22 protein-coding genes are annotated in these 24,431 nt (G+C 68.7%); 6 read left to right on the top strand and 16 right to left on the bottom strand.

The window, feature by feature from the left end:
• Nucleotides 1-21: 21 nt before the first annotated feature.
• Nucleotides 22-795, top strand: coding sequence for an SDR family oxidoreductase (locus QO010_RS05975; protein WP_307347334.1), 774 nt, complete (start codon nucleotides 22-24; stop codon nucleotides 793-795).
• Nucleotides 796-799: 4 nt separating this feature from the next.
• Nucleotides 800-1,636, top strand: a complete 837-nt coding sequence (locus QO010_RS05970; RefSeq protein ID WP_307347332.1) for a TauD/TfdA dioxygenase family protein — start codon at nucleotides 800-802, stop codon at nucleotides 1,634-1,636.
• Here QO010_RS05970 and QO010_RS05965 read toward each other — a convergent pair.
• The gene (locus QO010_RS05965; RefSeq protein ID WP_307347330.1) at nucleotides 1,617-2,342 is read right to left on the bottom strand and encodes a Crp/Fnr family transcriptional regulator; all 726 of its coding nucleotides are present in this window, start codon (nucleotides 2,340-2,342) and stop codon (nucleotides 1,617-1,619) included. The two genes, QO010_RS05970 and QO010_RS05965, sit on opposite strands and share 20 nt — an antisense overlap.
• Before the next feature lie 179 nt (nucleotides 2,343-2,521).
• Here QO010_RS05965 and QO010_RS05960 point away from each other — a divergent pair, with 179 nt between their 5' ends.
• On the top strand, nucleotides 2,522-3,265 hold the full coding sequence (locus QO010_RS05960; RefSeq protein ID WP_307347328.1) for an alpha/beta fold hydrolase: 744 nt from the start codon (nucleotides 2,522-2,524) through the stop codon (nucleotides 3,263-3,265).
• Between the two features lie 130 nt (nucleotides 3,266-3,395).
• Here QO010_RS05960 and QO010_RS05955 read toward each other — a convergent pair whose 3' ends face one another.
• The 5 genes from QO010_RS05955 to QO010_RS05935 all read right to left on the bottom strand — a co-directional run bounded on the left by QO010_RS05955 (nucleotide 3,396) and on the right by QO010_RS05935 (nucleotide 10,588).
• Entirely contained in the window at nucleotides 3,396-5,798 is a 2,403-nt protein-coding gene (locus tag QO010_RS05955) for an aldehyde dehydrogenase family protein (RefSeq protein ID WP_307347326.1), read from the bottom strand.
• A gap of 6 nt (nucleotides 5,799-5,804) precedes the next feature.
• Nucleotides 5,805-6,788 carry a deoxyribose-phosphate aldolase gene (gene deoC, locus QO010_RS05950; RefSeq protein ID WP_307347323.1) on the bottom strand — a complete coding sequence of 328 codons (984 nt, stop codon included), beginning with the start codon at nucleotides 6,786-6,788 and terminating at the stop codon, nucleotides 5,805-5,807.
• A 210-nt stretch (nucleotides 6,789-6,998) separates the two neighbouring features.
• Nucleotides 6,999-8,207 (bottom strand): phosphopentomutase, encoded by a 1,209-nt coding sequence (locus QO010_RS05945; protein ID WP_307347320.1) that lies wholly within the window; start codon nucleotides 8,205-8,207, stop codon nucleotides 6,999-7,001.
• Nucleotides 8,208-8,236: 29 nt separating this feature from the next.
• Nucleotides 8,237-9,556 (bottom strand): thymidine phosphorylase, encoded by a 1,320-nt coding sequence (deoA, locus tag QO010_RS05940; RefSeq protein ID WP_307347319.1) that lies wholly within the window; start codon nucleotides 9,554-9,556, stop codon nucleotides 8,237-8,239.
• Nucleotides 9,557-10,588, bottom strand: a complete 1,032-nt coding sequence (locus tag QO010_RS05935) for an AraC family transcriptional regulator (protein ID WP_307347317.1) — start codon at nucleotides 10,586-10,588, stop codon at nucleotides 9,557-9,559.
• Nucleotides 10,589-10,686: 98 nt separating this feature from the next.
• On the opposite strand from QO010_RS05935, the gene QO010_RS05930 reads away from it, so the two are divergent.
• Nucleotides 10,687-11,541, top strand: a complete 855-nt coding sequence (locus QO010_RS05930) for a DUF2306 domain-containing protein (RefSeq protein ID WP_307347315.1) — start codon at nucleotides 10,687-10,689, stop codon at nucleotides 11,539-11,541.
• A 3-nt stretch (nucleotides 11,542-11,544) separates the two neighbouring features.
• Here QO010_RS05930 and QO010_RS05925 read toward each other — a convergent pair whose 3' ends face one another.
• Nucleotides 11,545-12,228, bottom strand: a complete 684-nt coding sequence (locus tag QO010_RS05925; RefSeq protein WP_307347312.1) for an imm11 family protein — start codon at nucleotides 12,226-12,228, stop codon at nucleotides 11,545-11,547.
• 1 nt (nucleotide 12,229) lies between these two features.
• Complete coding sequence (locus tag QO010_RS05920; RefSeq protein ID WP_307347309.1) at nucleotides 12,230-12,994, bottom strand: class I SAM-dependent methyltransferase; 765 nt, start codon at nucleotides 12,992-12,994, stop codon at nucleotides 12,230-12,232.
• Nucleotides 12,995-13,104: 110 nt separating this feature from the next.
• Between QO010_RS05920 and QO010_RS05915 the strand changes: the two genes are divergently transcribed.
• Entirely contained in the window at nucleotides 13,105-13,680 is a 576-nt protein-coding gene (locus QO010_RS05915; protein ID WP_307347307.1) for a hypothetical protein, read from the top strand.
• On the opposite strand, the gene QO010_RS05910 is transcribed toward QO010_RS05915, so the two are convergent.
• Both QO010_RS05910 and QO010_RS05905 read right to left on the bottom strand, forming a co-directional pair.
• Nucleotides 13,625-14,425 (bottom strand): CPBP family glutamic-type intramembrane protease, encoded by an 801-nt coding sequence (locus QO010_RS05910; protein ID WP_307347305.1) that lies wholly within the window; start codon nucleotides 14,423-14,425, stop codon nucleotides 13,625-13,627. The genes QO010_RS05915 and QO010_RS05910 overlap by 56 nt on opposite strands.
• A gap of 84 nt (nucleotides 14,426-14,509) precedes the next feature.
• Complete coding sequence (locus tag QO010_RS05905; protein ID WP_307347303.1) at nucleotides 14,510-14,887, bottom strand: VOC family protein; 378 nt, start codon at nucleotides 14,885-14,887, stop codon at nucleotides 14,510-14,512.
• Nucleotides 14,888-15,094: 207 nt separating this feature from the next.
• Here QO010_RS05905 and QO010_RS05900 point away from each other — a divergent pair, with 207 nt between their 5' ends.
• Nucleotides 15,095-15,991, top strand: coding sequence for a hypothetical protein (locus QO010_RS05900; RefSeq protein ID WP_307347300.1), 897 nt, complete (start codon nucleotides 15,095-15,097; stop codon nucleotides 15,989-15,991).
• Between the two features lie 5 nt (nucleotides 15,992-15,996).
• On the opposite strand, the gene QO010_RS05895 is transcribed toward QO010_RS05900, so the two are convergent.
• The 6 genes from QO010_RS05895 to QO010_RS05870 form a co-directional block, all read right to left on the bottom strand.
• On the bottom strand, nucleotides 15,997-16,296 hold the full coding sequence (locus QO010_RS05895) for a hypothetical protein (protein ID WP_307347297.1): 300 nt from the start codon (nucleotides 16,294-16,296) through the stop codon (nucleotides 15,997-15,999).
• Nucleotides 16,297-16,300: 4 nt separating this feature from the next.
• Nucleotides 16,301-18,220 (bottom strand): FAD-dependent oxidoreductase, encoded by a 1,920-nt coding sequence (locus tag QO010_RS05890; RefSeq protein WP_307347294.1) that lies wholly within the window; start codon nucleotides 18,218-18,220, stop codon nucleotides 16,301-16,303.
• A gap of 84 nt (nucleotides 18,221-18,304) precedes the next feature.
• Complete coding sequence (locus QO010_RS05885; RefSeq protein WP_307347292.1) at nucleotides 18,305-19,645, bottom strand: MFS transporter; 1,341 nt, start codon at nucleotides 19,643-19,645, stop codon at nucleotides 18,305-18,307.
• The gene (locus tag QO010_RS05880; protein ID WP_307347288.1) at nucleotides 19,646-20,701 is read right to left on the bottom strand and encodes a 2-oxoacid:ferredoxin oxidoreductase subunit beta; all 1,056 of its coding nucleotides are present in this window, start codon (nucleotides 20,699-20,701) and stop codon (nucleotides 19,646-19,648) included.
• Nucleotides 20,698-22,530 carry a 2-oxoacid:acceptor oxidoreductase subunit alpha gene (locus QO010_RS05875; protein WP_307347285.1) on the bottom strand — a complete coding sequence of 611 codons (1,833 nt, stop codon included), beginning with the start codon at nucleotides 22,528-22,530 and terminating at the stop codon, nucleotides 20,698-20,700. The genes QO010_RS05880 and QO010_RS05875 overlap by 4 nt, the downstream gene beginning before the upstream one ends.
• 46 nt (nucleotides 22,531-22,576) lie before the next feature.
• On the bottom strand, nucleotides 22,577-24,364 hold the full coding sequence (locus QO010_RS05870; RefSeq protein ID WP_307347282.1) for an FAD-dependent oxidoreductase: 1,788 nt from the start codon (nucleotides 24,362-24,364) through the stop codon (nucleotides 22,577-22,579).
• Between the last annotated feature and the right edge of the window lie 67 nt (nucleotides 24,365-24,431).

Here is a 24,431-nt window from a genome sequence, read left to right as displayed (position 1 = left end):
ACAGACCCAGGAAACCCGCCCATGACCGACCTCTTCTCCCTCGCCGGCCGCACGGCCCTGATCACCGGTGGCTCGCGCGGGATCGGCAAGATGATCGCCGCCGGTTTCATTGCGCAGGGCGCCCGGGTCTACATCTCCAACCGCAAGGCCGGCGTGGCGCACGACACCGCCGCCGAGCTGTCGGCCGGGGGCGGGTTCTGCAAGGCCCTGCCCGCCGACCTCTCCACGCCCGAGGGCGTCGCCGAGCTGGCCAAGGCCTACACGGCGCTCGAGCCCAAGCTCGACATCCTGGTCAACAACGCCGGCGCCGCCTGGCTGGCCCCGTTCGACGAGTTCCCGGAAAAGGGCTGGGACAAGGTCGTCGACCTCAACCTCAAGACCCCCTTCTTCCTCACCCAGGCCCTGATCGGCGCCCTGCGCGCCGCCGCGACGGCCGACCAGCCGGCCAAGGTGATCAACATCGCCTCCATCGACGGCACGGCGGTCAACCCGCAGGAGACCTACAGCTACGCCGCCTCCAAGGCCGGCCTGGTCCACCTGACCAAGCGCATGTCCCTTCGCCTGATCCAGGACAACATCGTGGTCAGCGCCATCGCGCCGGGCGCCTTCCAGTCGGACATGAACCTCGACGCCCGCGACCACGCCGACGAGGTCGCCAAGCGCATCCCCTCGCGGCGCATCGGCCGCGACGAGGACATGGCGGGCGTGGCCATCTACCTGGCCAGCCGGGCCGGCGACTATGTGGTCGGCCAGACCATCGCCGTCGACGGCGGGGTCAGCCTGGTGCGGGTCTAGGCCGATGGGCCACAATACGATCACCGTCCGCAAGGTCGCCGGCGCGCTGGGCGCCGAGATCGGCGGGGTCGACCTGTCGCAAACCCTGGACGACGAGACCATCGCCGCCATCCGCGCCGCCTATGTCGAGCACCAGGTCATCTTCTTCCGTGACCAGACCCTGACCCCCGACCAGCACCTGGCGTTCGGGCGCCGGTTCGGGCCGCTGAACATCCATCCCTACGTCAAGGGCATGGCCAGCCACCCGGAGATCATGGAGATCATCAAGGAGCCCTCCGACAAGCTGAACTTCGGCGGCGGCTGGCACAGCGACATGAGCTTCCTGGAAACCCCGTCGATCGGCTCGATCCTTTATGCGGTCCAGGTTCCAGAATGGGGCGGCGACACCCTGTTCGCCAGCCAGGCCGCCGCCTATGACGCCCTGTCGGACGGCCTGAAAGTGACTCTGGGCACGCTGAACGCCGTCCATTCCGCCGGCAAGGAATACAGCGCCAAGGGCGCCTCGGCCCAGAAGCGCTCGTCCATGGTGGTGGCCGAGGCCGAGGGCCTGGCCGGCGAGTTCGTCCACCCGGTCGTCAAGGTCCACCCCGAGACCGGCCGCAAGGCCCTCTACGTCAACCCGGCCTTCACGATGCATATCGACGGCTGGACCCGCAAGGAGTCCAAGCCCCTGCTCGACTACCTGTTCGAGCACAGCCGGCAGGAGGCCTTTACCTGCCGGTTTGCCTGGCAGGCAGGGTCGCTGGCCTTCTGGGACAACCGCTCGGTCTGGCACTATGCGCTGAACGACTATCCGGGCCAGCGGCGGCACATGCGGCGGGTCACCGTGGATCCGCGATGAGGCTGGCCGGCGCCCGCCGCTGCTCGATCAGTTGGCGGAAATGGCGGTTGGTCGCGTAGCACTCGCAGCTGCGGCGCTCCAGGCCCTCGCGATCCAGTATCCGGATGCTCCCCCGGACATAGGAGATCAGGTTTTCGGTCTTCAGGGCCGCGGCCACGGTCGAGACCGTGCTGCGCTGAACCCCCAGCATGGCGCTCAGGAATTCCTGGGTCAGGGCCAGGTCTTCCAGCCCCGTGCGGTCCTGGCATTCGAGCAGCCACCAGGCCAGCCGCTCCGCCACGGGATGGTGGGCGATGCAGGCGATGGTCTGCCGGCCCTCGGCGATGGTCAGTTCGATGTGCGACGCCACCGCCCGCCGCAGCGTGGCGCTGGTGTCAAGCGCCTCCAGATAGGCCGCCGCCGACGCCCGCTGCGCCACCAGGTCGATCTGCACCACGGCGCGGGAGAAGATGATGCCGGCCCCCGCCGCCTCGACGAAGCCGATGCCGCCCTCTGTGCCGACGACGCCGGATTCCACCTGGTCGCCCGACAGCATCACCGAGATCAGCGAGACCAGGCCGCTCTCGGGGAAATAGACCCAGTCCACCTCGTCCTCGGGCTCGTACAGCACGTGGCCGATCTTGAACCCGATGGGGCGCAGGCTCTTCTGCAGCGCATGGTAGTCGTCCGGAGACAGGGACCGCAGGAAGGCGTTATTGGTGTGCATGGCGGCGGCTCCAGCGGCCGCGCCGTCGAAGCTTTGCAGACGGCGCGACGCGATGATGGCCCAAGCGTTGGCCTTCCCCTGTCGGGTGTCAACCGCGCTGCCACTATGGGGCGTTCGCCCCCGCGAACCGGCGCCGCGATCGAGCGTTACCCGCTGCATCCAAACCAGGAAGGTCCGCCATGACCAGACAGCTTCTGTTCGTCCAGGGCGGGGGCGCAAATACGCATGACGCCTGGGACAGCAGGCTGGTCGAGAGCCTGGGGCGGGAGCTGGGGCCCGGCTACGAAATCCGCTATCCGCGCATGCCGAACGAAGACGATCCCCAATTCGCGCCGTGGAAGGCGGCGCTGCGCAGGGCGCTGGGCGAGCTGGATGACGGCGCCCTGCTGGTCGCCCATTCGGTCGGCGCGACCATCCTGGTCCACAGCCTCGCCGAGGAACCACCGGAGCGGTCGCCGGCCGGCCTCTTCCTGATTGCGATGCCGTTCATCGGCGAGGGCGGCTGGCCGAGCGACGAGATCGCGCCGAAGCCGGACCTCGGCGCCAGACTGCCCCCGGGGTCGCCCAACTATGGCTTCGACCGCGCCAAGGGCGAGGCGCTGCTGGACGTGGTCATCGCCTACAGGACGCCGCTGGCGGGCGGCGGAAAGCCGGTCGCCTTCCTGCTTAAGCAACTGGACCTCGATTGCTCCAAACGCCAGGTGCGCGACGAGGCGAACTACGCTTTCGGCGCCGACCAGCGCCCGGTGTCGATGTCGGAAACCCCCACGGCCTGGGCGCCGTTTCCCGCCGCCTCAACCCCGATCGGAGCCTTGCTGGCGGCCGCCTGCACCGGAACCCTGCCGACCAGCGGGATCAGGTTCCACGGCACCGAGGAGGCGCTGATGCGGGACATGGCGCGGCGGCTGAACGGCGGCGGATAGTAGGGCGCAGGACGGGGTCGATCCCCAAAGGGGGTCAAAAATGACTCTGACCCCTTTTTCACTTTTTCCAGGTCCCTTCATCTTTAGCAACTAGCTGAAGCAGCGCACCAGTTCGGGCAACTGCAAGAGTCTAATCCCCATACGGCACCCAAATCGACTTCACCTGCGTCGCCGCCCGCAGGAACTCCGGCCCCTCCCCGGTCGCCTTGTCGAACCAGTCCCGCGCCTTGCCGTTGTTGACCCAGGTCCGCTTCAGGTTGCCCGTCGAGGCCGCCTCGACCATGCGGCTGCTCTCGGCGCTGCCGTGGTGCCAGAGGCCGTCCAGGCTGTCGTGCTCGGCCAGGGTCTTGGTCAGCGCATCCGCCTCGCCGGTGACGATGTTGACCACCCCCCCCGGCAGGTCGGACGTTTCCAGGACCTGGTAGAAGTCGGTGGCCAGCAGCGGATAGCGCTGGGACGGCACGACCACGCAGCGGCTCCCCATGGCGATGATCGGGGCGATCTGGCTGATGAAGCCCAGCAGGGGCGGCGCATCCGGGCAGGTCACGCCGATGATCCCCAGGGGTTCATGGACGCTGATAGCCAGCTGGCGGCCGGGCGGGTTGAGGACCGGGGACTCGAACTTGTCGGTCCAGGCGGCGTAGGCGAACAGGCGCTCGATGCTGGCGGCGACCTCGCGGTCGGCGGCCTTGGCGGTGGCGCCGGTCAGGCTGACCAGGCGGTCGCGGAATTCGCCCGCGCGATAGTCGAGGTTCTCGGCGATGTAGAACAGGATCTGGGCGCGCAGGTGGGCGGCGCTCTTGCCCCAGCTCTCGGCGCCGACGGCGGCCTCGACGGCGTCGCGGATGTCCTTGCGGTTGCCGTCGCCGACCCGGCCGGCGAAGCGGCCGTGGTGGTCGAGCACCTCCAGGCTGTTGCCGCCGTCGGGGCGGGTCTGCTTGCCGCCGATGTAGTTCTTGGCGGTGCGGTCGATGCCGCTCATCGGCACGGGGCCCTCGCCGCCGTGGCGGGCGGGCGCGGCGAGGCGCACCTCGCCCTTGTCGAGCCAGGCCTTCTCCGGCTTGAGGTATTCGTAGAGGCCGGCCCGGCCGCCCTCGCGGCCGAAGCCGCTTTCCTTGTAGCCGCCGAACGGTACGGCGGCGTCGAACTGGTTGGCGGTGTTGACCCAGACCACCCCGGCCTTCAGCTCGGCGGCCAGTTCCAGGGCGCGGTTGATGTTCTCCGACCAGATGGCGCTGGCCAGGCCATAGCGGGTGTGATTGGCCAGCTGGGCCGCCTCCTTCACCGAGCGGAAGGTCATCACCGACAGGACGGGGCCGAAGATCTCCTCGCGCCAGGCGATGTTGCCGGTTCCGACGCCGGTCAGCAGGGTCGGCGGATAGAAGCTGCCATTGGCGGGGATGGCGACGTCGGCCTGCCAGACCTGGGCCCCCTCCCCGCGCGCCTGTTCGACCAGGGCGCCGACGCGGGTCTTCTGGATCGGGGCGGCCAGGCTGCCCATGTCGATGGTCTTGTCGAGCGGATCGCCCAGGCGGAACTTGCTGAGCCGCGCCTTGATCTTGCCGACCAGCTTGTCGGCGACGCCCTCCTCGACCAGCAGCCGGCTGCCGGCGCAGCAGACCTCGCCCTGGTTGAACCAGATGGCGTCGACCAGGCCCTCGACGGCGCCGTCCAGGTCGGCGTCCTCCAGCACGATGAAGGGCGACTTGCCGCCCAGCTCCATGGTCAGCGCCTTGCCCGAACCGGCGGTGCGCTGGCGGATGCGGCGGCCCACGGCCGTGGAGCCGGTGAAAGCGATCTTGGCGACGTCAGGATGGTCGACCAGGGCCTCGCCGGTCTCAGCCCCGCCGGTGACGATGTTGATCACGCCGGGGGGCACGCCAGCTTCCTGGCAGAGCTCGGCGAAATAGAGGGCGGTCAGGCTGGTGTGGTCGGCGGGCTTGAGCACCACCGTGTTGCCGCAGGCCAGGGCCGGGGCGATCTTCCAGGCCAGCATCAGCAGCGGGAAGTTCCAGGGAATGATCTGGCCGACCACGCCGACAGGTTTGTAGCCGGGGAACTCGCGGTCGATGATCTGGGCCCAGCCGGCGTGGTGATAGAAGTGGCGGGCGACCAGGGGCACGTCGATGTCGCGGGTCTCGCGGATGGGCTTGCCGTTGTCCAGGCTCTCCAGCACGGCCAGGAAGCGGCTCTGCTTCTGCACCAGGCGGGCGATGGCGTAGAGGACGCGGGCGCGCTGGTGGCCTGACGTCGCCGACCAGGCGGGGAGCGCGGCCTTGGCGGCGGCGACGGCCTTGTCGATGTCCTTGGGGCTGCCGGTGGCAACCTTGGCCAGCGGCTCGTCGGTGGCGGGGTTGAGGGCGTCGAAGCTGGCCTTGCCGGCCATACCTTTGCCGGTGGGCGCCACCCAGGCGCCGTCGATGAACAGCTTGAAGCCATCCTTATGCTCGGCCAGCCAGGCGCGCACCTTGGAGGCGTCTTCGGGGGCGGGGCCCCATTCCATGGTTTCGAAGATCTCGGCAACTTTTGTCATGACGGCTCAGCCCAGGGCGTGACGGTGGGTGGCCGAGTAGCGGCCGGTCAGGAAGTGCTCGAGCTGGCGCTCGATGTCGCCCAGCAGGCGCGAGGCGCCGAAGCGGAAGAGGTCGGGCTTCAGCCAGTCGTCCCCCAGCTCCTCCTTCATCAGGGCCAGCCAGTTGAGGGCGACCTTGGCCTGGGCGATGCCGCCGGCGGGCTTGAAGCCGATCTTCTGGCCGGTGCGCTCCTGGTAGTCGCGGATCTGGCGGCACATCACCAGGCCCACCGGCAGGGTGGCGTTGACCCCCTCCATGCCGGTCGAGGTCTTGATGAAGTCGGCTCCGGCCATCATGCAGACCATCGAGGCCTTGCCGACCTTCTCGATCGAGCCCAGCTCGCCGGTGGCCAGGATGGTCTTGACGTGGGCCGGCCCGCAGGCCTCGCGATAGGCGCGGACCTCGTCATAGAGGGCCTGCCAGTCGCCCGTCAGCACGTGGCGGCGGGAGATGACGATGTCGATCTCGCGGGCCCCGGCGGCGACCGAGGCCTCGATTTCCGCAAGGCGGGTCGAGAGTGGCGACAGGCCCGCCGGGAAGCCGGTGGAGACGGCGGCGACGGGGATGTCCGTGCCTTCCAGGGCGCGGACGGCGGTCTCGACCATCTCGTGATAGACGCAGACCGCCCCGACGGTGAGGTGCGGGACGCCGAGTTGGGCCAGCATCTCCGGGGCGATCGGCTGGCGAGCCTTGGCGCAGAGGCGCTCGACCCGGCCGGGGGTGTCGTCGCCGGCCAGGGTGGTCAGGTCGATGCAGGTCACCGCCCGCAGCAGCCAGGCCGCCTGCCAGTCCTTCTTGACGCTGCGACGCGCGCCGAGCGTGGACGTGCGGCGCTCGACGGCCGACAGGTTGACCCGCACGGCCTCGACCCAGGCCTGGTCGAAGGGAACGCCGGGATTACGCGCGCTGTGGGCGGATGGGGCGTCACCGATGCGATGGATGTTGCTCATGGGTGTGCTTTCAAATCCTCCCCCGGAGGGGGAGGGGGACCGCGCCGAAGGCGTGGTGGAGGGGGTTGAAGCTACATTCACGGTTCACGAAAAGACGCGGCGGATCGGCTGCGGGCCCTCGGGCGAAGGTGGATGTAGTGGCTGACCCCCTCCACCACCGCTTCGCGGCGGTCCCCCTCCCCCTCCGGGTGAGGATTCGCGCGGGGCCGATCACAGGAACGCCGTCCCAGCGCCAAGCGCCGGCAACTGCAGATGCGTCGCCAACGTCTGGCCGATGTCCGCAAACGTCTCCCGCCGCCCCAGCGGCCCGCCCTCGACGCCGGGGCCGAAGGCGATCACCGGCACGTATTCGCGCGTGTGGTCGGTGCCGGCCCAGGTCGGGTCGCAGCCGTGGTCGGCCGACAGGATCATCAGGTCGCCCGGCCGCATGGCGGCGCGGATTGCGGGGATCCAGGCGTCGAACTGCTCCAGGGCCGCCGCATAGCCGGCCACGTCGCGGCGGTGGCCGTAGAGGGTGTCGAAGTCGTTGAAGTTGGTGACCATCAGGGCGCCGTCGGCGTTGTCCTTCAGCCCGGCCATCAGGGCCGCGAACACCGAGGAATTGTCGCCCGCCTTGACCGGATGGGTCACGCCCCGGCCGGCGAAGATGTCCGGCACCTTGCCCACGGCGATGACGTCGCGGCCGCCGGTCTTGGCGCGGTCCAGCAGGGTGTCGCCGTGCGGGGGCACGGCGTAGTCGTGGCGGTTGGTGGTGCGCTTGAACTCACCGACCCGCTCGCCGACGAAGGGCCGGGCGATGACCCGGCCGACATTGTGCTCGTCGACCAGCCGGCGGGCGATCTCGCAGGTCCGGTAGAGCCGCTCCAGCCCGAAATGGGTCTCGTGGGCGGCGATCTGCAGCACGCTGTCGGCCGAGGTGTAGACGATGGGCTTGCCGGTGCGGATGTGTTCCTCGCCCAGCTCCTCGATGATCTCGGTGCCGGAAGCGGCCTTGTTGCCCAAGATGCCCGGCAGGCCCGCCTGCTCGATCAGGTCGGCCAGCAGCTGGGGCGGAAAGCTCTCGGCTTCGGGGAAATAGCCCCAGTCGAACTGCACCGGCAGGCCGGTCATCTCCCAGTGGCCGCTGGGGGTGTCCTTGCCGAAACTGATTTCACGCGCGAAGCCATAGAGGCCCTGCGCCGGGTGCGGATGGGCCAGCGGCAACGGCGCGCCACGGGCGGCCTCGCCGGCAAGGCCCAGGCCGAGCGCCGTCAGGTTCGGGATGTTCAGCGGTCCAGCCCGCAGGCCTTCGCGGTCGGCTTTGCCGGCGGCGCAGGCCTCGACGATGTGGCCAAAGGTATCCGCCCCCTGCTCGGCCGGGGCGGCGTTGTCGGCGGAACCAACGCCGAATGAATCGAGGACGCAGAGAAAGGCGCGCATGGGATTACTGGAGTCCTTGACCGCGCATGTCAGGCGCGGGTGATGAGATCGTGCAGCACGGCCCTCGGGGCCGGTGGCGTCTGACCGATCATATAGGCATTTCTCAGCTTTTCCGACGCTTCTTCCGCAGCGGCATCATTGGCCGCGTGGACGGTGGCCAGAGGACGATCCGGCCCCACGGCGCTGCCGACCGGAGCGATGTCAGAGAAGCCCACCGAAGGGTCGATGTCATCCTCGACCCGCCCGCGCCCACCGCCCAGATCGATGATAATGTTGCCGACGTCGCGGGCGTTGACCGAGCTGATATAGCCGGCGGCCCTGGCGAAGACTGGCCGCACAACCGGCGCCTTGGCCAGGTAGCGGTCCTGGTTCTCCATCAGGTCGCCCGGCCCGCCCAGCGCCTTGACCATGCGGGCGAAGATCTCGGCCGCCTTGCCGGAGACCAGGGCGTCCTCGGCCAGCGCCTTGCCCACGACTGCATCGACCGCCAGGCCCGACACCACCAGCATCTCGGCGGCCAGGCCCATGACCACGGCGTCCAGCCGATGTTCGCGGTCCTCATTGCGCAGATAGGCCAGCGTCTCGGCCACCTCCAGCCCGTTGCCGGCGGTGCGGCCCAGGGGCTCGTCCATGTCGGTGATCAGGGCGTGGATGGTCATCCCCGCCGCCGCGCCCGTGCCGATCAGGCTGCGGGCCAGGGCCTCGGCGCGTTCGGTGGTGGCCATGAAGGCCCCAGAGCCGGTCTTGATGTCCATGACCAGCGAGCCGACCCCGGCGGCGATCTTCTTGGAGAGGATCGAGGCGGTGATCAGCGGAATGCTCTCCACCGTCCCGGTCAGGTCGCGGATGGCGTAGAGCCGCCCGTCGGCCGGGGCCAGCTGCCCCGTCTGGCCGATGATGGCGCAGCCGACCTCGGCCACCACCTTGCGGAAGGTCGCGCTGTCGGGGGTGGCGTTGTAGCCGGGAATGGCCTCCATCTTGTCCAGCGTGCCGCCGGTGTGGCCCAGGCCCCGGCCCGACAGCATGGGCACGAAGGCTCCGCAGGCCGCCGCGATCGGGGCCAGCATCAGGCTGACCTTGTCGCCGATGCCGCCGGTGGAATGCTTGTCGACGACGGGCCCGTCCAGCAGCCCGGCCCATTCCATCACCTCGCCCGACCGCGCCATCGCCCCGGTCAGGGCGGCGGTCTCGGCGAAGCTCATGCCCTGGAAATAGACGGCCATGGCCAGGGCCGAGGCCTGCTCGGACGGAATGCTCCCGTCGGCCAGGCCTTTGACGAAGAAGCCGATCTCCTCATCGCTGAGAGCGGCGCCGTCGCGCTTGTGCGCGATCAGTTCTCTGACGTTCATTCAGGCAGTAGTAGCGCGGTTGCTCTCGGCGCCCAACCGGATCGTGCTGGGACTGACCCCGGTCCAGCGCTTAAAGGCCCGCGAGAAGGCGGCCGGCTCGGAGAAGCCGACCAGATAGGCCGTCTCGTTCACCGACACCTTGCGGCCGCTCAGATAGTCGACCGCCAGCCGGTGGCGCAGCTCGTCCAGCACCTGCTCGAAGGTGACACCCTCGGCCTTGAGCCGCCGGCCCAGAGTCGGGCGGCTGAGGCCCAGCCGGTCGGCGACCGTATCCATGCGCGGCTCGCCAGTGTGCAGGATCGGCAGCAGCAGGCCCTCGACCCGGCCGCGGATGGTCTTGGAGGCCTGCAGCCGTTGGAGCAGCGCCTCGGCCCGCTCACTGAAGATGCCGAAGACGTAGCGCGGCTGGGCCTGGAGGCGGTGGTGGATCCATTTCTCGTCGAGCAGCATGGCGTTGCGCGGGGCGTTGAAGGTCACCGGCGCCTGGAAGACCCGCTCGTATTCGTCGCCATAGCCGGGGTCCGGATGGGTGACCTGCACCGCCTTGGCCAGCTGGGTCACGCCGAACCGGCGCGGGCCGCAGATCATCCGGGCGAAGGTCGATTCCGTCAGCTCCGGGAAGGCGTTGGGATTCTGACGGGTGTCGACGCCCCAGACGCCTTCATGGTCCACCGCGGTGGTGAACCGGTCCGGACCGCCGTCGAACTCGATAACCAGCCGGCCGAAGCGATTGAGCTGATGCATGGCCTCCAGCATGGTCTCGGACGCCTCGCCGATCAGGCCGACGATGGAGATCTGGGCCAGGTCGTTCATCTCGCCATAGTGCAGGGCCAGGGCCGGATCGCCGGTCATGGCCTTGGCCGCCCGCATCAGCGCCACGTAGCGCTCGAAAGGCACGCGGTTGTCCTGGTCCTCGAGATCGGCGAGCGCGATGCCGGCCTTGGCCGCCAGCGCCGAGCGGTCCGCGCCCCGGCCCTGCGCGAAGGTCATCAGCCCGTCGGCCAACCCGGCCGCCACGGTCAGCTCCGGCATGCGGCGCTCCCGATACCAGCGATCACGCGATTGACGCCTGGCGTCATGGCCATCCTGTCCATCGCCCGTGAGGTTACGCCCACACGGAGCCAGTCCAAGTGACAAACACGCAAGTTTCGGCCCTCCCTTTTTCCAAACCACGCTTTTCCGAGGCCGTCCTCACCGGGGCGGCCGGGTTCTGGCTGGCGGCCGCCCTGATCGGCCAATGGGCCTTCTTCAGTTACATCGCCGCCTTCTACGGGCCCAACCTGGTGAGCGGCAACTTCCAGGCCTGGGCCGTGCTCAGCAAGATGGGCGGGACCGGCTATGTCGCGGGCGACACGGCCGGCAACCTGACCTTCGGCGCCCACGCCCTGGCGGCGGGGATCATCGCGTTCGGCGGCGCGCTGCAGCTGATGCCGTGGGTCAGGGCGCGGTTCCCGGCCTTTCACCGCTGGAACGGCCGGGTCTTCCTGCTGACGGTGACGGGTCTCAGCCTGTCGGGCTTCTACCTGGTCTGGGTGCGCCATTCGAGCCCGGGCCCGATCAGCGCCATCTCCACCACCGTCAACGGCCTGCTGATCCTGACCTTCGCGGCCCTGGCCTGGCGGACCGCGGTCGCGCGCAATATCGCCGTCCACCGCCGCTGGGCCATGCGGCTCTATCTGGTCTCCAACGCCCAATGGTTCCTGCGCATCGGCCTGTTCAGCTATTTCATCGTCAACATGGCCATCGGCGCCAAGGTCAAGATGAGCGACCCGTTCCTGATCTTCTGGACGCCCGGCTGCTACCTGGTCCCGCTGGCGGTGCTGGAACTCTACCTGCGCGCCAAGGACAGCGGCGGGCCGGCGGCGCGGCTGGCCGTGGCGGGCGGCCTGATCGTGGCCGCCCTGCTGATGGTCATCGGCATCCTGGCCTTCTCGGTCTTCTCGCTGAAGATCGTCACCGGCGCGCCGCTGGCCCTGCCCGGCTGAGGCTCAGTGGATCGCCTCGATCAGTTCGGGCTCAATGACCTCGCCCAGCGCGTCGCGAACCACCTCCCGCTCGACCCCGCGCAAGGTGCGGTAAGGAACGCCCGGGCCGAAATCGAAGCGGGCGGGATCGAAGAACCGGAGGCCCGTACAGCCGGCCCTGAGCACCCGCATCGCCAGGGCGTCGCTGGCGAACTGGAAGCCCAGGAACAACCGGTCGCGAAACAGTTCGTGGTCGGCCTGCGCATCCGGCCGCAGCGCGATGCCGCCGACCCTGAGGACCATCTCGGGACTGTCGGGAGTCAGCCGGCCGAGGTCGTAGTCTGAGGCTTTGGGATCGGCCACCGACTCCTGGGCGACGATGTTGAGGATCTGGTAGCCGCGCGCGCGGACCTCCGGGATCGAGGCGCTGTCGTCGACTTCCAGGTATTGAACCTCGGCCGGTCCCAGGGCCATAGCCTCGCGCAGCCGCCGCGAGACCAGCAGGTAGCTCTCCCAGTCGAACGCGTCGACCTCGAAGCCTTTCAGGGTCAGCTCCAGCTCGGCGACCGGGAAGTCCCGCCAGAGTTCGCCAGCCGCCTGACGGGCGCCGAACAGGAGCTCGCTGTTACGGAAGCGGCAGTGACGGACCAATCGGCGTTGGTCCGTCTCGTAAGGCAGCCAAGCGACGGCCAGCCAATAGGGCGACATGTCAGGCCTTCGGCTTCCTGAACCGGTAGGCGAAGCGGTCGGTCTTGCCGCGGATGCCGGCGTCGAAGACGTTCACGGTCCTGGGGTCGTCCGGCATGGCCAGCACCTTGCTCTCACCGTCGAAGACGAAGCCGGCCTTCTCGACCTCGGCCCGCAGGGCGGCGGGGTCGATGCGGTGCAGGTCCTCGGTGTTGGCCAGGCCCGAGCCGGCCGGGGCGGCATGGTCGACGATGACATAGTAGCCGCCCGGCTTGAGCAGGGCGAAGACGGCCTTGTTGAAGGCGTCGACGTCGGCGCCCTTCATGAAGCTGTCGTGCAGGTCGTGGTAGTTCTCGAAGGTCCAGGCGACATCCACCGTGCCCAGCGCCTCGGCCGGCGGCGGCGAGGCCAGGGGATCGGAAATCACCTCGACATTGCCCAGGCCCGGCTCGGCGGCCATGGCCTTGGCGGCGCCCAGCGGGTCGGACTTGAACACGGTGATTTCGGACGGGACATAGGCCACCACATGGCCCTTGGGTCCCACGATCTTAGAGAAGATCCGGCTCCAGTAGCCGCCGCCCGGCCAGATATCGACGACCACGTCGCCCGGCTTGATCTTGGCGAACTCGATCAGGTCGGCGGGCTTGCGGACCGCATCCTTCTCGACGTCCTTGGCGGGCCGGCTCGTGTCGGCGATGGCGGCGGCGATGGGTCCGGAGACGGCCGCCATCACGGGAGCGGCGACGAGGACGAGCGCGGCGGCGGCGGCGATCAGGCGGAGTTTCATGGCGGGTCAGCCCCTCTGGATGGACGGCGTTCGGCGAACCTTACGCCGGGACCGCAAGGGGCGGACATGTATAGTTTGTAATCCGCCGCCGGCTGTCGGAAGCTCGCCCCATGGCCATCGACATCCCCAATTTCGGAACCCCTGACAGCACCCTGGTCGCCGTTACCCTGGGGGCGGTGCTGGCCACGCTGGGCGGCTTTCTGGGCAACCGGTTCGAGGCCCGGGTCGAGCGGCGCCAGCGCGAGCGGGACGCGGCCCTCCTGCTGGGCGAGATCGTCTTCACCTTCGTGATGATCCTGAAGATGGCCCATGAGGCGCGCCAGATCGGCGACCCTTACGGGCCCATCACCCTGCGCATGCTGTCCGGGGCGATGCGCGAGGCCGACGCCTATGAGCGCAACCGCGAACGGCTGCCCGACCTGAGCGACGGCGCGCTGCGGGTCGAGACCCACAAGCTGATGGTCAGCATCACCATGTCGCTCGAAGGCATGCTGGAAAACACCCGCCGCCTGGAAACCCTGCCGGCCAGGACGCCACAGGCCACGCTGGAGGCCCTGCGCGCCGGCCGGGACAGCGGCTTCGACTTCATCATGGAGACCCTGCCCAAGTTCGAACCGACCCTGGCCCGCTTCAGCCGCCTGGCGAAGGTGTCGTTCGAGGGGCATGAGGCGGTGGTGCGGGGCTAGCCCGCATCGCGATCAGGGCGATCGCCACGCCGGCCATCAGCAGGCCGTTGAGCCTTGGGTCGAACCAGGAGCCCTGCACGGGAAACAGCTGCCAGCTGAGATTGGTCATGGCGTGGAAGACGGCCATCCCGAACACACTTGGCCCGGCGAGGCCGTAGAGCCGGACCATGATCAGCCGCAGGCTCATGGTCCACAGCGTCCACCAGCCGATCCAGGCCAGCGAGCGGTGGGCCTGCAGCAGGGCCGGATAGTGCCAGGCGGCCCAGACCGCCCCGATGATCAGGCCGGCGGCCAGCGGGCCGCGCGACTTCAGGGCTTCCAGGGCAAAACCGGTCCAGCCCAGCTCCTCCAGCAGGCCGCCCAGCAGGAAGACGCCGAACAGCGCCGCCGTCCCGGTGAGGCTGAAGGCCGGATCCGGTACGGCTGAGCCGCCCATCCGCAGGATCAGGAAGGCGGCGGCCGCGACGGCGGGCGCGGTCAGCACCAGCGCCAACCAGCCGGCCAGGGACCGCACCTGCCCGCCGTCGAACACCCGCCCCAGCAACGCCCGGCCGCCGGCCGCTCCGCCCCGTCGCCAGGCCAGGATCAGGCCCGCCGCCGCCGGACAAGCGACCGCCAGGCCCGCCAGCGGCAGGCCCGGCATCAGCTGTGCGGCGCTGACGGCGCTGACCACCCAGAACGGCGCGGTAAGCGCGATCGTCAGGGCGAAGAAGGCCAGGACGGCGCGGGTGGGAGTCTTGTCCATCTTGGGTCCAGGCATGCGAACGCCCGGGAGAGTCTATCCCCCGGGCGTCGCCTGGCGTTGATCCGCATCAAGACGCGGGACCGATCACCCCATGCGGTGCAGGCCGCACAGCTTGTTGCCGTCCGGGTCGCGCAGATAGGCGAGATACATCTTGCCCATGCCGCCGGCCCGCACGCCGGGCGGGTCTTCGCAGGTAGAGCCGCCGTTGGCGACGCCGGCCGCGTGCCAGGCGTCGGCCTGCTCGGGCGAGGCGCAGGCGAAGCCGACGGTGCCGCCATTGGCGTGGCAGGCCGGCTCGCCGTTGATCGGCTTGGAAACCGAGAAGATGCCGGTCGGGGTCATGTAGAAGATGCGATGGCCATCGACATGGGCCGGCGGCACGCCCAGCGTGCCCAGCACCGCGTCATAGAAGGTCTTGGCTTTGTCCAGGTCGTTGGTGCCGATCATGATGTGCGAGAACATCGTGGAAATCCCTCCGCTCATTGTTTGGCGCAACCGGGTTCAGCCCGGCCGGCGGCGCGCGCCTGCGATAGACGGCCCCTGCCCTGCGCTCTAGCGGCTAGATAGGTCGGCTGGCAACGGCGACCACACACCCCAAACTCATGTCATTGACGATCGGACGGGGGCCGGCCTCAATTGCCGGCCTGACGGGCCAGGGGGACAGACCGCGTGATCGCATCGGCCGACGATTTCGCCGCCCTGGCCAAGGACCCGACCCGGCAGTTCCAGGCCCTGACCGACACGGCGCCGGAAGCGGTGTGGCTGGAAGTGCTGGAGCGCTTCCCCGAGCTCAAGGCCGAGGTGGCCCAGAACAGCTCGATCACCGAGGCGGTGGTGCGGCGGCTGGCGGCCGACCGCGACCCGGCCCTGCGCCTGATGATGGCGCGCCGCCCGTCCCTGCCGGACGATGTCTTCGAAGCCCTTTCCCGCGACCCCAACCCCGAAGTGCGCCGCGCCATCGCCTGGAACAGCCGCGCGCCCGCCGCGATCCGCGAGCGCCTGGCCGGCGACCCCGACCCCGGCGTGGCCAGCCGCGCCCGGCAGGTCATCGAAACCCTCAAGGCGGCCGCCGATCGCCAGATCGCCATGCCCTCGATCCCCGGCCTGGATCCCGATCGCAGTCAGCCCGATCAGGCGGCGGTGACCGCGCGCGCGGACACGACGGTCGAGGCTTTCCGCGCCTTGCTGGACTGGCTGCCGCCCAGCCTTGGCCTGCATTTCTACGACGCCGACCATCCCAGCCCCAGCGACCCGGGCGCCTACGTCACCGTCCAGAAGACCGCCAAGGGCCTGGCCTGGACGATGGGCAACCACGGCTGGTCCGGCCCCTGGCGCCCGGTCGCCGTCGAGGCGGTCGTCGAGCGCCTGCTCGCCAACCGCCTGACCCCTGAGGGCAAGCCGGCCCGGTTGACCATCGAGCCGGCGGTGTCGATGCAGGAGCGGCGGGTCATCGCCCGCAGGCGCAAGGGCGGCTGGGTCCTGGCGATCATCATCCTGGGCGTCCTGGCCTGGGTCGGCTTGACCATCGCCATGAACATCGGGTTCGACTATCGGCTGCCCTGGTAGCCGCGTCAGTCGGCCCGGAACGGCGACACCGTCCACAGATCCTCCAGCACCTCCAGCCTGAGTTCCTCCAGGAACTCGACACCGGCCAACGGCGGACTGGCCTCGATCCTTGCGAAGGCCTCGGTGCGGGTCTGCTGGTCGGGCCACAGGGCGATGGCGACGAACTCGCCGTTTTCCGTGCGGGTCAGTGTGGAGCCGAACGCGCCGAACTGCAGGGCGGCCTTGGTGATCGACGTCCAGCGCTCGCGGAAGGCCGGCTCGGCCTCGGGCGAGACCCTCCAGTGGTAGGTTGCGATGAAGCCCACGGCCCTACCCGATCACGAAATCCTTCGGGTTCGGCGCCCGCGTCGCGTCCCAGTAGTCCACCAGAGGGAAGGGCCAGTTCTGGCTGACCCGGCCCTTGTCGTTCTTGTACCAGCTGGAGACCCCCTCCACGCCCCAGGCCATCAGGGCGTTGGCGGCGTCGACCTTGGCGTTGAAGGCGTCGTGGACATCCGGCTTCACCTCGATGGTCCTGGCGTTGTCGCGGGCCAGCAACTCCAGGCAGGAGACGATGTAGCGGACCGAGGCCTCGCTGAAGAAGATGATCGAGCCGTTGACCACGATGTTGGTGTTGGGGCCGTAGATCATGAAGAAGTTGGGGAAGCCCGGCGTGGTCATGCCGAGGTAAGCCCGGGCGTCGCCGTTCCATTTCTCGTGCAGTTCGACCCCGTCCTTGCCGACGATGCGCATGGGGGTGAGGAAGCGGCTGGCCTGGAAGCCGGTGCCGTAGATCAGCACGTCGCAGGGGTGCTCGGTCCCGTCCTCGGTGACCACGCCCTTGGCGGTGACGGCCTTCACCGCTTTCGTGACCAGTTCGACGTTGTCGCGGCGCAGGGCGGCGATCCAGACGCCGTTGTCGCGCAGGGCCCGCTTGCCACCGAAGGGGTAGTTGGGCACCACGGCCTGGCGCAGGATCTCGTCGCCTTCGGTCTGGGCCGAGATGGCCGCCACCAGCATCTCGCGCAGCATCTGGTTCATTTCGCTGACGGTGGCGTCGGGGGCGTTCCAGGCGGGGTCGGCCTTGACCGCGTCATAGACCCCGTCGGTCATGGTCCAGAACAGGTAGAAGCGGTACCACTTGTCGTAGAAGGGGACGTGCTCGAGCAGCCACTTTTTCCCCTCGCCCACCGCCTCATGATAGTTCTCGGTCGGGGCCAGCCAGGGGGCAGAGCGCTGGAAGACGGTGACTTTCGCGGCCTTGGGCGCGATCTCCGGCACGAACTGGAAGGCGCTGGCGCCGGTGCCGATGACGGCGACGCGCTTGCCCTCCAGCGCCACGTCCGAACGCCAGCGGGCCGAGTGGAAGGACGGGCCTTCGAACAGGTCGCGGCCGGGGATGTCGGGGAAGCGCGGCTGGTTGAGCTGGCCCACGGCGCTGACCACGGCCGTCCCCTTGACCTCGCCATGCGCCCCATCGGCGCGGACCGTGCGGACGGTCCAGGTCGCCGAGGCCTCGTCCCAGATGGCCTCCTCGACGCTGGTGTCGAAGCGGATGTGTTTCTTCAGGTCGTACTTGTCGGCGACCCGGCGGAAATAGGCCAGCAGCACGTCCTGGGTGGAATAGCGTTGGGGCCAGTCGTGATTAGGCTCGAAGGAGAAGCTGTAGAGGTGGTTGGGCGTGTCCACCCGGCAGCCCGGATAGCTGTTGTCGAACCAGGTGCCGCCGACGTCGGGGTTCTTCTCCAGGATGGTGAAGGCGACCCCCGCCTGCTGCAGGCGAATGGCGGTCAGCAGGCCCGACATGCCGGCCCCGATGATCACCACATGCATGTCGGCGGCGGCCTGCTTCTCGCTCTCGGTCCATTGCGGCCGGTCGGCATCGACGCCCTCCAGACCGAGTTCCTGCATCAGGAAGGTCGCGTAGCGCTGCGGGATTTCGCCGCCGACGATGACGTCCATCATCTTGCGGACGGTGGCCTGGTCGGGCTGGGGTGGCAGGGGCTTGCCGTTGTTGGCGTGGTCGAGGATGGCCTGGCGGGCCAGGGCGCGGACGGCGGCGCGCTCGGCCTCGGGAATCTCGCCCTGCTCGTCGCCCAGCGGGATATAAGTCGGCGTGCGGGCGGGGGTCAGGTGGTCGGTGGAGCCGGTCAGGTGGACCAGGGCCATCATCAGCGAGGGGATGTGAGCCTCGGCCAGGGCGGCGTCCAGCTCGGCGGGATCGACGGGTCCGGTGGCCTGGGTGGTCATGGCTAAATCCTCCACTACGGTCTCGAAACACGCTTACGCGAGAGGAAAGCATATCAGGCCGTTGGGGTCGCCTATGACGCAGCGTCAATCGCGCGGCCTGGCCCGCCACAGGGTCGCCGCCAGCACGAGCGAGGCGGCCGAGCAGGCCACCCAGAACAGCACCGCCGGCTGGAAGTCGTAGACCGCCGCGACGCCCTTGCCGACCATGTGGCTCTGGATCAGCCAGCCACTGACATTCTCCTGGATGGCCGTGCCGACATAGCTGAACACCCCGATCATCCCCAGGGCCGCGCCCATGGCGTGCTTGGGGCAGATGTCGGTGGCGAAGAGGCCGCCGACCGAGGTGACCAGGCCCGTCATGCCAAAGCCGAACAGCACCATGCCCAGGGACAGCACCCAGATGTTGTCCGGGCCGTAGAAGAAGATCAGCAGGCCCGTCAATTCGATGACGCCGAACAGCAGGTTGACCGGCGGCCGGCGGGCCTTGAACACCAGGTCGGAGAGGAAGCCGAAGGCCACCGTCCCGGCCGCGCCGGCGAAGGTGCTGATCGACAGGATGGCGGCGGCCGGGCCCGGGTCGAAGTGATGGGCCTTCTGCAGATAGAGCACGCCCCAGCTGGTGATGGCGTAGCGCGAGACGTAGAGCAGGGCGCTGGCCACGGCCAGGACCCAGACCTCCGGGAAGGCCAGGATAGCCAGCTGGCCGCGCAGTCGCAGGGCCGGGGTCTCGGGCGGTGGCGGCGGTTCGGGCACGCCGCGCCAGCGGGCCACCGACGGCAGGCCCAGGACCTGTGGCCGCTCGCGCATCATCCACCAGGTCCAGGCGGCGACCAACAGGCACAGCAGGCCGGGCCCGATGAAGCCGGCCCGCCAGCCCAGGGCCCCGACCAGCGTGCCGGTGACCAGGAAGGTCAGGCCCTCGCCCAGGGTGTGGGAGATGGTCCAGATGCCGTAGTAGCGGCCGCGCTCCTCGCCCGAGAACCACTGGGCCATCGAGATGACGCAGGCCGGGGCGCCGAAGCTCTGGAACCAGCCGTTCACCCCCCAGATGATCGCGGCGATCCAGACGACGGTCGTGGCGCTCATGGCCAGGTTGCACAGGGCCGACAGCAGGATACCGGCCACCAGCAGGGCGCGCGGATTGACGTGGTCGGCCAGGAAGCCGTTGAACAGCTTGCCCCCGGCATAACCGTAATAGGTGGCCGCCCCGATCAGGCCCAGCTGGATGGGGGTGAAGATACCCGCATCGATCAGCGGGCCTTTGACGACCCCCAGCCCCACCCGGCAGGTGTAGAGCAGGCCATAGCCGAGGGTGACGGCGATGATGATCCGCAGCCGCGCGGCGTTGAAGCGGCGGTCGATCTCCTGCGGATCGCTCAGCGGCGGCGCATCGGCGCTCGGCGCGAAGGCCGCCAGCAGCTTCACCTAGCGCAGGGCCGCGTTGATCTTGGCCAGGGCCGCGGAGCCGGGGGTCAGATCGCCGCCGCCCAACTGGTTCAGCGGCGTGGCCACCGTGTCCAGGGCGTCGTGCAGGTCCTCGGCCTCGGGGTCGATATAGAGCAGGCCCGTGACTACCTCGCCGGCCGCCTGGCGCTCCATGAGAAAGCCCATGGCCTTGGCCCGGTCGGTCGGGTCGTAGTCGGCGGCGACCTTGCGCAGGGTCAGGACCGTGCCGTCATGCTGCTCGACCGACACGGTTTCGCCTGGGGCGTACTGGGCGGTGATCGGGGCGCGGCCGACCATGAAGTCCAGGTGGTTGACCGCCTCGTTGTGCTCGCGGACCCAGTCGAAGCTCTTGGTGGAACCGGCGTGGTTGTTGAAGGCGATGCAGGGGCTGATGCAGTCGATGAAGGCGGCGCCCTTGTGCCGGATGGCCGCCTTGATCAGCGGCACCAGCTGGGCCTTGTCGCCCGAGAAGCTGCGGCCGACGAAGGTGGCGCCCAGCTGCAGGGCCAGGCTGACCATGTCGATGGCGCTGTCGTGGTTGACCACGCCCTTCTTGGACTTGGAGTTCTTGTCGGCGGTGGCCGAGAACTGGCCCTTGGTCAGGCCGTAGACGCCGTTGTTCTCGACGATATAGGCCATGCTGACCCCGCGCCGGATCGAGTGGGCGAACTGCCCAAGCCCGATGGAGGCGCTGTCGCCGTCGCCCGAAACGCCCAGATAGATCAGGTCGCGGTTGGCGAGGTTGGCGCCGGTCAGCACCGAGGGCATGCGGCCGTGGACGGTGTTGAAGCCGTGGCTGGCCCCCAGGAAATAGTCCGGGGTCTTGGACGAACAGCCGATGCCCGACAGCTTCGCCAGGCGGTGCGGCTCGATATCCAGCTCGAAACAGGCCTGGACGATGGCGGCGCTGATCGAGTCGTGGCCGCAGCCGGCGCACAGGGTCGAGACCTTGCCCTCGTAGTCGCGGCGGGTGAAGCCCAGCTTGTTCTCGATCAGGCTGGGGTGATGGAACCGGGGCTTGGCGATGTAGGTCATTTGGCCATTTCTCCGGTCTGGGCCGGGGCGCCCATCAGGCCGGCGATCTCGCCGGAAATGAAGCGGGCGGTGATCGGCGTGCCGTCATAGTGCAGCACCTTGACCAGCCGGGCCGGATCGATGCCGCCCTCGCTCATCAGCAGGGTGCGCAGTTGGGCGTCGCGGTTCTGCTCGACCACGAAGACCAGGTCGTGCTGGTGGATGAAGTCGAACACCTCAGCCGAGAACGGGAAACCCCGCACCCGTAGCGCATCGAGATGCAGGCCCCGGCTCTCCAGCGCGTCGAGCGCCTCGTGCATGGCCGGGCCCGTGGAGCCGAAATAGAGCACGCCGAAGCGGGTGGCCTTGGGCGCCTTGCGCAGGACGGGGGCCGGGACCAGCGACTTGGCGGCCTCGAACTTGCGGACCAGCCGCTCCATGTTGTCGACATAGACCGCGCCCTCCTCGCTATAGCGGGCGTAGCGGTCGCGCGAGGTGCCTCTGGTGAAATAGGCGCCCTTGTCCGGGTGCGTGCCCGGATAGGTGCGGAAGGGGATGCCGTCGCCGTCGACATCGAGATAGCGGCCGAAGTCGGCGCCGGCCTCGAGCATCTCGGCGGTCATCACCTTGCCGCGGTCGAGGTTGCGGTTGTCGTCCCAGGTGAAGGGGGCGGTCAGCCACTCGTTCATGCCCATGTCCAGGTCGAGCATGACGAAGATGGTGGTCTGCAGCCGGTCGGCCAGGTCGAAGGCCAGCGAGCCGAACTCGAAACACTCGCCCGGATCCTGCGGCAGCAGCATGACATGCTTGGTGTCGCCGTGGCTGGCATAGGCGGCCGAGAGGATGTCGGATTGCTGCGTCCGCGTCGGCATGCCCGTTGAGGGCCCGCCGCGCTGCACGTCGAAGATCACCGCCGGGATTTCGGCGAAGTAGGAAAGGCCGATGAACTCCTGCATCAGGCTGATGCCCGGCCCCGAGGTGCAGGTGAAGGCCCGCGCCCCGTTCCAGCCGGCCCCGACGACGATGCCGATGGAGGCGATCTCGTCCTCGGCCTGGACGATGGCGTATTTGGCCTTGCCGGTCTCCGGATCGATGCGCAGCTGTTCGCAGTAGCTGGTGAAGGCCTCGGCCAGCGAGGTCGAGGGCGTGATCGGATACCAGGCGCAGACCGTCGCCCCGCCATAGACGGCGCCGAGGCCGGCGGCGGTGTTGCCGTCGACGAAAATGCGGTCGCCCACCCGGTCGGCCCGCTTCACCTGCAGGCCCAACGGCTTCAGGTGCTCCTTGGCGTAATCGACGCCCAGATGCAGGGCCTCGATATTGGCCGGGATCAGCTTGGGCTTCTTGGCGAACTCCTCGGCCAGCAGGGTCTCGAAGACCGCGACCTCGATGCCCAGGATATGGGCCAGGGCGCCGACATAGATGATGTTCTTGAACAGCTGCCGCTGGCGTGGATCGCTGTAGGCGGTGTTGCTGATCTGGGTCAGCGGCACGCCGACCACATTGATATCCGCCCGGAATTTCGACGGCGGCATCGGCTTGGTGGAGTCGTAGAACAGGTAGCCGCCGGGCTCGATCTCGGCGACATCGCGATCCCAGGTCTGGGGGTTCATGGCGACCATCAGGTCCACCCCGCCCCGCCGGCCCAGATGCCCGGCTTCGCAGATCCGCACCTCGTACCAGGTCGGCAGGCCCTGGATGTTGGACGGGAAGATGTTGCGGGCCGCGACGGGCACGCCGCTGCGCAGGATCGACTTGACGAACAGGCCGTTGGCGCTGGCCGAGCCCGAGCCATTGACGTTGGCGAACTTGACGACGAAGTCGTTCACCGAGGCGAGTGGCTTGCTCATCGAACGCCCCCCGGGGCCTGACTGGAGGCTATGGCCTCCTCTTCGGTCAACGCGAGCATCCGGAACCTCCGGCGTGGGTGATATCGAGCAGGAACTTCTGCATATCCCATGCCCCGGTGGGGCAGCGCTCGGCGCAGAGGCCGCAGTGCAGGCAGACGTCCTCGTCCTTGACCATGACCCGGCCGGTCGGGAGCGTGCCCGAGACGTAGAGATCCTGGGTCTCGTTGGTCGCCGGGGCCTTCAGCCGGGTGCGCAGGTCGTCTTCCGGCCCGTTGGCGGTGAAGGTGATGCAGTCGGTGGGGCAGATGTCGACGCAGGCGTCGCATTCGATACAGGCCGGGGCGGCGAACACCGTCTGGACGTCGCAGTTCAGGCAGCGCTGGGTCTCGGCCAGGGCCTGTTCCAGGGTAAAGCCCAGCTCGACCTCGGCCTTGACGTCGGCCAGGGCCTTGGACGTCTCCAGGTGCGGGACCTTGAAGCGCAGGTCCAGCGAGACGTCGTTGTCATAGCTCCACTCGTGGATGCCCATCTTCTGCGAGGCCAGGGTCACCCCCGGCGGCGGCCGCAGGCGGACGTCGTTGCCGCGGCAGAAGGCGTCGATGGAGACCGCCGCCTCATGGCCGTGGGCGACGGCCCAGATGATGTTCTTGGGCCCGAACGCCGCGTCGCCGCCGAAGAAGACGCGGGGGTTGGTCGACTGGAAGGTGATCTCGTCGACCTTGGGCATGTCCCATTGGTCGAACTCCAGCCCGACATCGCGCTCGATCCAGGGGAAGCTGTTCTCCTGGCCGATGGCCAGCAGCACGTCGTCGCATTCGATGAACTGGTCGGGCTCGCCGGTGGGGACAACCTTGCGGCGGCCGTCCTCACCCACGCGGGGCTCGACCTTCTCGAACATCACCCCGGTCAGCCGGCCGTTGTCATGCACGAAGGCCTTGGGGACCATCCAGTTGAGGATCGGAATCCCCTCATGCATGGCGTCTTCCTTTTCCCAGGGCGAGGCCTTCATCTCCTCGAACCCGGAACGGACCACCACGGTGACGCTCTCGCCGCCGAGACGGCGCGAGGTGCGGCAGCAGTCCATGGCGGTGTTGCCGCCGCCCAGGACGATGACCCGTTTGCCGATCTTGTCGATGTGGCCGAACGAGACGGACGAGAGCCAGTCGATGCCGATATGGATGCTGGCGGCGGCCTCCTGACGGCCGGGGATGTGCAGGTCCCGGCCGCGCGGCGCGCCGGTTCCCACGAAGATGGCGTCGTATTTCTCGGTCAGCAGCGCCTTGAGGCTGTCGACCCGCTGGCCCAGCTTCATGACCGGGCCCAGGTCGGTGATGTAGCCGACCTCCTCGTCGATCACCGATTCGGGCAGGCGGAAGCGCGGGATCTGGCTGCGGATCATGCCGCCGGCCTTGGCGTCGCCGTCATAGACCACGACCTCGTAGCCCAGCGGAGCCAGGTCGCGGGCCACGGTCAGCGAGGCTGGCCCGGCCCCGATACAGGCGACCCGCAGGCCGTTATGCTTGGCGGCGGGCAGCGGCATGCGGGCCGAGACATCGCCCTTGTGGTCGGCGGCGACGCGCTTGAGGCGGCAGATGGCCACCGGCTCGTCCTCGACCCGCCCGCGCCGGCAGGCCGGCTCGCAGGGACGGTCGCAGGTGCGGCCCAGCACGCCCGGAAAGACGTTGGACTTCCAGTTGACCATGTAGGCGTCGGCATAGCGGCCGGCGTGGATCATGCGGATGTATTCAGGCACGGGCGTGTGGGCCGGGCAGGCCCACTGACAGTCGACTACTTTGTGGAAGTAATCCGGCGCCTCGACGTTGGTCGGCTCCAAAACGGAACGCTCCTTCTTCCCCCAGGCTCTTGATGTCTAAGCTGGGGGAAGAGCCGCAACGGGGCGA

This window comes from Caulobacter ginsengisoli (assembly GCF_030814835.1).
Lineage (GTDB): Bacteria > Pseudomonadota > Alphaproteobacteria > Caulobacterales > Caulobacteraceae > Caulobacter > Caulobacter ginsengisoli.
The sequence above is the reverse complement of the archived record's forward strand: the minus strand, read 5'-3'. Positions and strand labels throughout refer to the sequence as shown.